This window comes from Bradyrhizobium nivariense (genome assembly GCF_029846695.2).
Taxonomy (GTDB): Bacteria; Pseudomonadota; Alphaproteobacteria; order Rhizobiales; family Xanthobacteraceae; genus Bradyrhizobium.
This window is the reverse complement of sequence record NZ_JARWCR020000084.1, coordinates 25263-34895: the sequence shown is the minus strand read 5'-3', so window position 1 is coordinate 34895 and position 9633 is coordinate 25263. Positions and strand designations below refer to the sequence as shown.

Genomic DNA, 9633 nt, shown 5'->3' with positions numbered 1-9633 from the left:
CTTCTGCAAGCTCAAGGAATTCAAACGTATCCCGTTGCGCGCAGATAAGACCGATCAAAGCTTCGCAGCCATGATCCATCTGGCCGCAGCCGTGATAAACTCCCGATGAATCCCAACAGACCCTAGTCCGCAGCGGCCGAAAGGGCAGGCCTGATGGCAGGCTTCGTCTCGCGCGGACCCCAGCGGGTCAGCACCACGCTGGAGCACGAGAGCAAGCCGAGCACGACCATCGAGCTGGCGGCCAGCCAGAAGAAGTTTTGCGCGGTGGCATCGTGCGTCGACAGCCACCAGCCGACCGCCGCGATGTAGATCAGCCGCGCGGTCTGCGCCAGCACCGGGCCGATCACCTTCGCGGCCCCCTGCGACGAGAAATACATCGTCGAGGCGAGGCCGATGAAGGCGTAGAACGGCGCCACCGTCGACAGATATTGATGGCTGGTCGCGCGCACGGTCGCGCTGTCCGTGAAAATGTTGACCCAGAGATCGGGGAAGGTCGCGACCAGGCACGCCGGTGCGCCGACGGCGACGAAGGCGCTCGCCGCCGCGATCCAGGCGATGCGCCGGGCGCGGGCGATGCGGCCGGCGCCGACCGCCATGCCGATCATCGGCACCGAGGCGATGCCGAACGAGAACGCGATCGAGGTCAGCAGGAATTCCAGCCGCGCACCGATGCCGTAGCCGGCGAGGATCGCGGTGCCGAATTTCGCCAGCATGTGGGTGAAGATCGAGATCGTCAGCACCGATTGCAGCGGCGAGAAGCAGGCGATGGCGCCGACTTTGAGGATGTCGAAGAACATCGCCCATTGGACGCGCAGGCCGCGCAGTTTGGGGACGACGCGGGCGCGACCTGAGAACAGGTACCAGCCCATCACGCAGATGTTCATGGAATAGGCGATCAGCGCACCGGCCGCGACGCCGCGCATGCCGAGCTGCGGCACCGGGCCCAGGCCGAGGCCGAGCGTGCCGCCGAGCACGATCTGCCAAACCGCGGAATTGAGGATCAACAGCGACGGCAGCTTCATGTTGCCGGTGCCGCGCAGGACGCCCGCCATGGTATTGAGCAGCCAGGGCAGCACGGCGCCGCCGAAAAACACCTGGGTGTAGGCGATCGCATGCGTCAGCACGTCGCCGCGGCCGCCGAGCATTTCCAGAACGCGCGGCCCGAAGATCAGCATGCCCAGCATGAAGACGAGGCCGAAGCTGATGCCGATCAGCAGCGCATGCGCGGCGAGCGTGCCGGCACGCTCGCGATCGCCGGCGCCGAGCGCGCGCGCGATCGCGGAGGCCACCGCGCCGCCCATCGCGCCGCCCGACATCGTCATGGTCAGGATCACGGTCGGAAACACCAGCGCCATCGCGGCCAACGCCTCGACGCCGAGCCGGCCGATATAGGAGGTCTCTGCGATCACCACACAGGTGCCGGCCGACAGCGCGACCACGTTGGGCCAGGCCAACCCGAGCAGCGTGCGCAGGATCGGGCCGTCCAACAGCGCGCTCTTCACGGTCCGTGGCGGCGGCGGCAGCGGACGCTCTTGTTCATCGACCGGGATTTCGGCGATGTCGGACATGTCCTCTCCGGGGTGCAGGCGCCGTTTGCGGCGCAGCAATGCGTAGGTGTGCCAATAAACTTGTTCGCGCGCAGGGCGCAACGAGAAGCTTGTTAGCACGGCACGCAGCGATTCCTCCTGCGCCTGATGCAGGCGTGCCCTGCGGCAGTGCATTTCATGGTGGAATTACCCGATGCGCCAGACCAGCGGCGGGCGACCGCCTGCCGTCGGGCGCAGGTGCACGCCGATGTGCCGGCCGCATCCGGCTGCGAGCCCTTCGAACAGCCCCGCCAGCACCTTGGCGCAGGCGGGGTGATAATCGGCGACGTCGTCCATCAGCTTCCAGCTCTGCTGACGGATTTCGAACGTGCCTTCGGACTGCGTTGCCTCAGTCGCATCGTCCTGCGCGACAAACAGCGCGTCGAGGAACGTCGCGAATTCGCTCGCACCGCCGCGGCCCATCGACAGCGCCGCAGCGACCTCATCGAAGTATTGCATCCCTATCAGCTTGCCAGTGAGGTGCAGGAGATAGCCGGCATCCTCAGGGCCGAACAGCTGCACCATCACCGGCGCGGCGGTGCGGACATAGTCCATCGCATAGTTGCGATAGGCTTTTTCGAGCCGCGGTTTCGGCCAGCTTGCGACGGGAAGAGCCGGCGCGGACTTCGCATCGAACAGCGGCGCTTCGAGATGCCGCGCGAACACCAGGCGCTGGTCGAGCTCGAGCGGATGATCGTATTGATGGTAATAACCTTCGAGCCCGTCCTGGCCGTCGACGCTCTGCTTGGTGCACACAAAGCCCAGGCGGAGATCACCGAGCGCGACACCGTTGTTGGCGTGCCAGCCGCGCAGCATCGCGCGCGACACTTCGCCCGGCACGCCGCAGATGGCAGTGCCCTTCCAGATCCAGCGCGGCGGCGGATAGCGGATCCAGGCCTTGGTGTCGCTCTCATGCATGTATTCGACATGCACGCCGCCGATCCAGTTCGAGAGGTAGTGATATTGCGCGGCGGCGACGGCTGGCGGCAGATGGCTCAGCCCGAGCTTTTGCAGTCCCGGCAGGAAGCGCTCCTGCTGCTGGCGGCGGAACACGCGGAAGACGAACTCCGCAGCATCCGCCGTGCCGCGCCTCGTGACCACGGTGAGGATCAGGCCGGTGAAGTAGGCGTGATAGAGATCGGCAACCGCGCGCCAGCGTTTCCATTGAGCTTCCTGCGCGGGGACTGATGCGGCGGTCATGTTCGCTCCCGGCTTGTTGTTTTGCCGGAGTGTGTCATCGCGGATGGAGCTGTGCAACCGGACACGCATTCGCTGTCATCGCCCGGCGAAGACCGGGCGATCCAGTATTCCAGAGACGGCCGTGATTGAACCGAGAGGCCGCAGCGTACTGATTCCCCGCTTTCGCGGGGAGTGACGGCGGAGGATGATTGCTACACCCTGAAATGCTTCGACAGCTTCAGGCCCTGTGCCTGGTAGTTCGAGCCGATGCGCTGGCCGTACATCGCGTCGGGGCGCGCCAGCATCTTCTCGTAGACGAGGCGGCCGACGATCTGGCCGTGCTCGAGGATGAAGGGCACTTCGCGCGAGCGCACTTCGAGCACGGCGCGCGATCCCAGCCCGCCCGCACCGGCATAGCCGAAGCCGGGATCGAAGAATCCGGCATAATGCACCCGGAATTCGCCGACCAGCGGATCGAACGGCACCATCTCCGCGGCGTAATCGGGCGGCACCTGCACCGCCTCTTTCGACGCGAGGATATAGAACTCGCCGGGATCGAGGATCAGGTTGCCGTCGGGACGCGCCGAGATCGGCTCCCAGAAGTCCTCGACGGAATAGCCGGCGCGGCGATCGACGTCGATGACGCCGGTGTGGCGCTTGGCGCGATAGCCGACGAAACCGCCGCTCTTTTCGCCGGAGAGATCGACGGACACCGCGACGCCGCCGGTGAGATCGGCATCGTCGACGTCGACCAGACGCTCGGTCGCATGCAGCGCCTCGAGGTCGTCGATGTTGAGGATGGCGTCTCCCGTGCGGAAGCGCACCTGGCTCAGGCGCGAGCCCTCGCTGACCAGCACCGGGAACGTCTTCGGGCTGATCTCGGCATAAAGCGGACCGTGATAACCGGCACCGATCATGTCGAAGCGGCGGGTGCCGTCGGCGATCACGCGGGTGAAAACGTCGAGCCGGCCGGTCGAGCTTTTCGGGTTGGCGGCCGCGACGATCTCCGGCGGCAGCGCGAGGCTTTCGAGCAGCGGCACGATGTAGACGCAGTTGGTCTCCAGCACCGCGCCGTCGGCGAGGCTGAACTCGTGCAGCTTCAATTCGTCGATGCGTTCGGCGACCGTCGCGCCGGGACCCGGGAGGAAGCTGGCACGGACGCGATAGGCGATGTCACCGAGACGCAGGTCGAGGCTCGCCGGCTGGATCTGGCTTTCGACGAAGTCGTAGGCGGGCAGGATGAGGCCAGCCTCCGCCATCGCCGCGATCATGCGGTCGGGCAGGATACCATTGGCATTGGCGGCGACCGTGAACGTCAACCGGGGGTCCTCATCAGGGGTCGAATGCGTCAGGACATGCGGAAAATACAGTTTTTTACGGCTAGCCGATGGACGCCTTGACGGAAAGGGCATTGCGGAATATGAGCATCACTTATCCCGTGGTGATTTGAGCCGGCCGGCTTGCAGCCACGTTAAATAAGTCGCTAAACAGGCCGGGGACCTCTGTGATCCCGGCCAGTGGAGATTTCCAGGCCGGTTTTTTTGTGACCGTTTTCGCATCGACGGTCACGTCGGAGGTACCTATGTCGAAGTCGCCTGCCACCTACCGTCCCGAAACCCGCCTGGTCCATGCCGGCACCCTGCGCTCGCAATATGGCGAGACCTCGGAGGCGCTGTTCCTGACCCAGGGCTACGTCTACAACAGCGCCGAGGAGTGCGAGGCGCGGTTCAAGGGCGAGGACCCCGGCTTCATCTATTCGCGCTACTCCAACCCGACCATCTCGATGTTCGAGCGCCGCATGATCGAGCTCGAAGGCGCCGAAGCGGCACGTTCGGCCGCAACTGGCATGGCCGCTGTGACGACCGCGATCCTGGCACCGCTGAAGGCCGGCGATCACGTCGTGGCCTCGCGCGCGCTGTTCGGCTCGTGCCTCTATGTCGTGCAGGATTTGTTGCCGCGCTACGGCATCGAGACCACGCTGGTCGACGGCCTCGATCTCGACCAATGGCAGCGCGCGCTGAAGCCGAACACCAAGACGTTCTTCCTGGAGAGCCCGACCAATCCGACGCTCGACGTGCTCGACATTCCCGGGATTGCCGAGATCGCGCACAAGGGCGGCGCGCGGCTCGTCGTCGACAACGTGTTCGCCACCCCGATCTGGCAGAGCCCGCTCGCGCTCGGCGCCGACGTCGTGGTCTATTCCGCGACCAAGCACATCGACGGCCAGGGCCGCTGTCTCGGCGGCATCATCCTGTCCTCGGAAGCGTTCATCGCCGAGCACATCCACAATTTCATGCGCCAGACCGGCCCGTCGATCTCGCCGTTCAACGCCTGGGTCCTGCTCAAGGGCCTGGAGACGCTCGCCGTGCGCGTGCGCGCGCAGACCGAGACGGCGGCGCGCATCGCGGACGTGCTGGCGAGCCATCCGAAGATTTCGCGGCTGGTGTTTCCCGGCCGCGCCGATCATCCGCAGGCAGCACTGGTGAAGAAGCAGATGCGCGGCGGCTCGACGCTGGTCGGCCTCGAGGTCAAGGGCGGCAAGGCTGCGGCGTTCCGCGTGCTCAACGAGCTCAAGCTGGCGAAGATCTCGAACAATCTCGGCGATGCCAAGAGCCTCGTCACGCATCCGGCCACGACGACGCATCAGCGCCTCAAGCCGGAGGACCGCGCCGCGCTCGGCATCAGCGAGGGATTCATCCGCTTCTCGGCGGGGCTCGAGCATGCGGATGACCTGATCGAGGATCTGACCGCGGCGCTGGAGAAGGCGTGAGCTTGAATCGTAGGGTGCGTTAGCCGAAGGCGTAACCCACCTCCTTGATCTCCGCGGCAACAGAAGTGGTGGGTTACGCCTTCGCCTAACCCACCTACGACACCGAGCTTACATCGGCCGATAGGTCCGCACGTCCGCCGGCACGTTCACCCCGAGCTTGATCTGGCCGACGGAACGGATGATGTCGTCGCCGAGGAGCTGGGCGAAGCAGGCGTAGCCCCAATCGTTCATGTGCAGGCCGTCGGCGATGACGAAGCTCTCGACCGGAATCGATTGCTTCTCGTGCCAGTCGCGCATCACCTCGAAGCGCGGGAAAATGCCGACGTGACGGAGCTCGGCGACCTTGCCGAGCAGCTTCACCATCTTGCCGGCGCTCTCCGCACGCTGGTTGACGGCCGGAGAATATTGCGGATCGACCAGCACGACGTCGGCATCGCCGGCGGCCTGGATGCGGCTGATGCCCTCCTCGACCATCTTCGCGGTATCGGCGGGATCGAGATTGCGCAGCACGGCATTGGTGCCGACCTGCCAGATCACCAGATCCGGATGCAAATCAATCACCTCCTTCTGGAGCCGCTTCATCATCTCGGGCGCATCCTCGCCGCCGACGCCGGCATTGGTGACGGTGATGTTGGCGGTCGGATAGTGCCGGTGCAGCTGCGCGGCAAGGCGATTGGGATAGTTGAACTCCGGCGAGCTCGCGCCGAATCCCGCGGTCGACGACGAGCCGAACGCGACGATGACGACGGGCTGGCCGGCGACGAGCTTGCCCGCGACATGCGGCAGCGAGCCCATCGCCTTCGCGCCGCCCTTCGGCGACAGGCAGGGGACGCGGCTGAAGATGTCGCCGGCGGATTTCGCGACCTGTTTCACCTTGTCGATGGCGCGCGTCGTGATGCCGCGCTGGTCGGGAGACGTCACGGCGACGGTGGTCTGGGACGGTGAAGCGGGAGCGGGATTAGCCGACTGCTGCGGGGCGGGCGTTGCCTGCGCGGCCTGCGCCTGCGCGCGCGCCTCCGAGGCCGGACTCAGCAACAGCAGCATTGCTGCTGCAGGCGCAGCCAGCCATGCCGTCAGGCAAAAAGGGCGGAAAGAACTCATTAACGCTAGACCTCAATTCTGCTGCTGGGCTGGCTCCAGATGGGCTGCGTCAATCACGAATTGTGCCAACGCCCGGCCAAGGCAATCATGGACCTGTTTCGCCAGCTCAGGCCCGCGCGACGGGCTGAACAGGTCGAACTGCCCCTGGTCATTCCACTGCCGCATGATCGCGAAGCGATCGAACAGCGGGATATCATGCTCCTGCGCCACCACCCGCATATTGTCGAGGTATGGGGGCACCGAGATCATGGTTTCGGTGCGCGGGCTGTACTGCAGATTCATCAAGACGACGTCAGCCCCTGCCTTTTGCAACGCAGCAACCCCTCCGGTCACCGCGCCACGAAAATCATCGGGATCGATGGCTCGGATAGCATCGACAGTCCCGGTCTGCCAGATGACCAAAGTAGGTGCTTTTGCTTCCATCAGCTTAACGAAGCTGGCGGCCGCTTCCTCTGCCGTCTTCTTGCTCTGTATTTCTACGGAGACGTGCACCGTCTCGGACGGCGGCAGCTTGTCCTTCAGAATGGCCTGCATCCGCGCCGGATAGGAGGCGTCCTCGGAGGCCGGAATCGTGGTCGAGCGGCTGCCGATCACCAGGATTTCGAGCGGCTTGCCGGCCTTGACGGCATCGGCGACCTTGGGGAGCTGGCTTTCGCTGGTGAGCAGATAGGACGGCAATTCGCAGGCCGGAGGTACAGCTGTATTTGCAGGCGCAGCATCGTCCGCGCGCGCCGCAGGCGCGGCGAGGCTACCGCATAACAGGATCAGGCTCAGGAGAACCTTCGCCTTCATCAGCCCCCTCCCGCCAGATCGGCGTTGCCGACGGCGTTCTTGGTTTTCGCACCGCTCTTGTCAGCTACGCTCTTGTACCACGAAATCACCCACGCAACGCCCCACATGATCAGGATTCCGGAGAGACTAATCACCGCATGCATGGCTGCGCCGCCGGAGACTTCGGCCAGGATGAAATGGCCGGCGAAGGCGAGGAAGACGCCGAGGCAGAAAATCTCCAGGGAATGCGAGCCGCACAGGATCAGCGGCCGCAGCCAGGGCGATTTCAGGCCCGGCCAGTCGCGCGGCAGGAAGCGCACGGTGAGCGCGGCCAGCGCCAGGAAATGCGTGAAGCGCAACACGTCCAGGTCGGTCTTGTCGATCGGATACATCCATTGCTCGAGCCGCTTCGGCATCAAATGGGACAGTTGCGGCACGTACCAGGTCAGCGTGACGCAGAACGCCGCCACGATATAGGCGATCGCGATCCACATCGTCACCGGTGAAGCCAGAATACGCGACATGCGCCGCGCACCTCCGAGCGCACACCATGCGCCGAAGACAAAAAGCAATTGCCAGGCCAGCGGATTGAACGCCCAGAAGCCGTTCGGATAGGCGGAGAAGTAGAGGTCGTATTCCCAGGTCACCACGTAGAGCGCGGCGGACAAAGCGAGCGTGAGGTCGGGCTTCCACTTCATCGACCACAGGATCACGGGCAGCGCCAGCATCAGCACGATGTAGAGCGGCAGCACATCCATGTTGACGGGACGGAAGCGTAGCAGCAGCGCCTGCACGATGGTGATGTCGGGCTGCTTGAGGAAATCCATGATACCCATCTCTTCGGTGTAGAGCGGGTTCTCGAATCTGGTCGCGACATAGGAGATCTCGGCAAGGAAGATCGTGAACAGGAAGACGTGGGCGACATAGATCTGCCAGACCCGCCGCAGGATGCGCGCGGTGGCGATGACGACGCCGCTCTCCAGCATCGCGCGACCGTAGACGAAGGCGGCGGTGTAGCCGGAGATGAAGATGAAGATCTCGGTGGCGTCGCTGAAGCCGTAATTGCGGATCGTGAACCAGGTCAGAAGACTCGTCGGCAAATGGTCGATGAAGATCAGCCACAGCGCGAGGCCGCGGAACAGGTCGAGCCGGAGCTCGCGCTCGCCGATGGCGGGCAGCGAAATGGCCGGCGCGGCCGCGCGCAGCTTCGCCCCCGCAGACTTGGCGGCCTCCAAAGGCTTGGCCTCCACAGGCTTGGCCTCCACAGGCTTGGCCTCCACAGACTTGACCTCCACAGGCTTGGCGGTTCCCGCGATCGTCGATCCCGTCACTTGGTCGGCAATGGTCATCGGGGGCCTAAAAACCCTTCCGCAAATCGCGACGTGGCAAGGAGTGTACCGGTCCGACCGTCATCCCGCAAAGCGACCGGATCACATGCGGGTGTACTTCCCTGCGAATTCTGGCGGGACGATGTCGCCAGGACCACCTCCGGCGTTTGGTTCCCGAGCAGTTTTCGGTATGATGGCAATCATGTACCGCGCCGTGACCCGCCATATCGAAGTGACCGTCGAGCCGAACTTTGTTCCGGAGCAGTCGTCGGCCGACCGCTCGCGCTATTTCTGGGCCTACACCATCGTCATCGTCAATTCCGGCGACGAGACCGTGCAGCTCAAGACGCGGCACTGGATCATCACCGACGCCACCGGCCGGCAGCAGGAGGTGAAGGGCGAGGGCGTGGTCGGCGAGCAGCCGACGCTCGCCCCCGGCGAACGCTTCGAATACACCTCCGGCGTGCCGCTCACGACCGCCTCGGGCTTCATGACCGGCCGCTACCAGATGGTCAGCGCAAGCGGCGAACGCTTCGAGATCGACGTGCCGACGTTCTCGCTGGACAGCCCCGACAACAAGCGGGTGTTGAATTAGCCTCAATGTCCTTCCCCGCGACCCGGCTACGCCAAGGCTTCGCCGAGGTTGAGCTCCAGGGGCGCCGAAGCTTTTAGCGTAGGCGGCAGGCGGGGAATCCAGTACGCCGCAGCCTCTCGACTCAATCATAACCGTCTCGGAGTACTGGATCGCCCGATCAAGTCGGACGATGACACCGTGTATGAGGCGGCAGCTCCACTGGTCCGACCCGCATTGAATCCCAGACACACCTCCGCATCCTCGCGGCGCGTTTCGCCCGAGTTTTGCTTCGTCGATCCACCCTCTTGTCCAAGAGGGCACAGG

The 9633-nt window shown here is 64.6% G+C and carries 8 protein-coding genes and 1 riboswitch; of the genes, 2 read left to right on the top strand and 6 right to left on the bottom strand.

The features are described 5' to 3' along the window. Positions 1-122: 122 nt before the first annotated feature. The 3 genes from QCM77_RS39900 to QCM77_RS39890 all read right to left on the bottom strand — a co-directional run bounded on the left by QCM77_RS39900 (position 123) and on the right by QCM77_RS39890 (position 4084). Positions 123-1568 carry an MATE family efflux transporter gene (locus tag QCM77_RS39900; protein ID WP_279667055.1) on the bottom strand — a complete coding sequence of 482 codons (1446 nt, stop codon included), beginning with the start codon at positions 1566-1568 and terminating at the stop codon, positions 123-125. 165 nt (positions 1569-1733) lie between these two features. After that, positions 1734-2786 carry a hypothetical protein gene (locus QCM77_RS39895; RefSeq protein ID WP_280096463.1) on the bottom strand — a complete coding sequence of 351 codons (1053 nt, stop codon included), beginning with the start codon at positions 2784-2786 and terminating at the stop codon, positions 1734-1736. A gap of 191 nt (positions 2787-2977) precedes the next feature. Further along, entirely contained in the window at positions 2978-4084 is a 1107-nt protein-coding gene (locus tag QCM77_RS39890) for a 2'-deoxycytidine 5'-triphosphate deaminase (RefSeq protein ID WP_280096462.1), read from the bottom strand. A 109-nt stretch (positions 4085-4193) separates the two neighbouring features. Beyond that, a riboswitch (SAM riboswitch) is annotated at positions 4194-4273 on the top strand. Between the two features lie 74 nt (positions 4274-4347). On the opposite strand from QCM77_RS39890, the gene QCM77_RS39885 reads away from it, so the two are divergent. Next, positions 4348-5535: an O-succinylhomoserine sulfhydrylase gene (locus tag QCM77_RS39885; RefSeq protein WP_279667049.1), complete on the top strand. Its 1188-nt coding sequence runs from the start codon at positions 4348-4350 to the stop codon at positions 5533-5535. A 108-nt stretch (positions 5536-5643) separates the two neighbouring features. Here the strand turns inward: QCM77_RS39885 and QCM77_RS39880 are convergent, their stop codons facing one another. Genes QCM77_RS39880 through QCM77_RS39870 form a run of 3 tightly spaced genes read right to left on the bottom strand, consistent with a single transcriptional unit; the run spans position 5644 to position 8756 of the window. Next, positions 5644-6636, bottom strand: coding sequence for an SGNH/GDSL hydrolase family protein (locus QCM77_RS39880; protein ID WP_279667047.1), 993 nt, complete (start codon positions 6634-6636; stop codon positions 5644-5646). A gap of 12 nt (positions 6637-6648) precedes the next feature. Then, the gene (locus tag QCM77_RS39875) at positions 6649-7428 is read right to left on the bottom strand and encodes an SGNH/GDSL hydrolase family protein (RefSeq protein ID WP_279667046.1); all 780 of its coding nucleotides are present in this window, start codon (positions 7426-7428) and stop codon (positions 6649-6651) included. Continuing rightward, positions 7428-8756 carry an OpgC domain-containing protein gene (locus QCM77_RS39870; RefSeq protein WP_280096461.1) on the bottom strand — a complete coding sequence of 443 codons (1329 nt, stop codon included), beginning with the start codon at positions 8754-8756 and terminating at the stop codon, positions 7428-7430. The genes QCM77_RS39875 and QCM77_RS39870 overlap by 1 nt, the downstream gene beginning before the upstream one ends. Before the next feature lie 169 nt (positions 8757-8925). Here QCM77_RS39870 and apaG point away from each other — a divergent pair, with 169 nt between their 5' ends. Then, complete coding sequence (apaG, locus tag QCM77_RS39865) at positions 8926-9330, top strand: Co2+/Mg2+ efflux facilitator ApaG/CorD (RefSeq protein WP_279667043.1); 405 nt, start codon at positions 8926-8928, stop codon at positions 9328-9330. The last annotated feature ends 303 nt before the right edge of the window (positions 9331-9633 follow it).